1 pseudogene is annotated in these 471 nt (G+C 67.5%); it reads right to left on the bottom strand.

Annotated features, from left to right (window positions below):
• Positions 1-471 (bottom strand): annotated as a pseudogene (locus EXE42_RS16830) (bifunctional metallophosphatase/5'-nucleotidase); the annotation flags it as partial.

A 471-nucleotide genomic window follows, 5' to 3' on the forward strand; every position in this document is an offset into this window, starting at 1 on the left:
ATCGCGGCGTCGGCGTCGACGCGCTCGCGCATCGCATCGGTGATCAGGTTACCGTAGCCGGTTTCGCGGTGGTAGTTCGCCCCGAACGTGGCGTTGAGCGGCGTCTCCGTCTCCACGACCGTCGAGTCCAGGCTCACCTCTCCGCGGTACTCGTTGATGATGTCGGACGCGGTCGGGTCCTTCTCGATGTCGTCGGTGACCTCGATCAGCTGCCCGTCGAACGAGGTGACCTCGCCGCCCTCGACCGTCAGCTCGATCTCGCTGAGGTAGCGGGCGCGGGCCCGAGCCTCTGAGACGATCGACCCGTCGACCTCCTCGGGCGGATAGAACTGCTCGTCGTCGCCGACGACGATCACGTCGATGTCGTCGTCCGCGTCGGCCTCCGCGAGGTCCTCGGCGTCACTGATGCCCGTGTGCGCGAGGGCGACGACGGCGTCGACGCCCTCCTCTTCCTTGAGCCGCTTCGCTTCG

The sequence above is a fragment of the Halorubrum sp. SP3 genome, assembly GCF_005435195.1.
Classification (GTDB): domain Archaea; phylum Halobacteriota; class Halobacteria; order Halobacteriales; family Haloferacaceae; genus Halorubrum; species Halorubrum sodomense.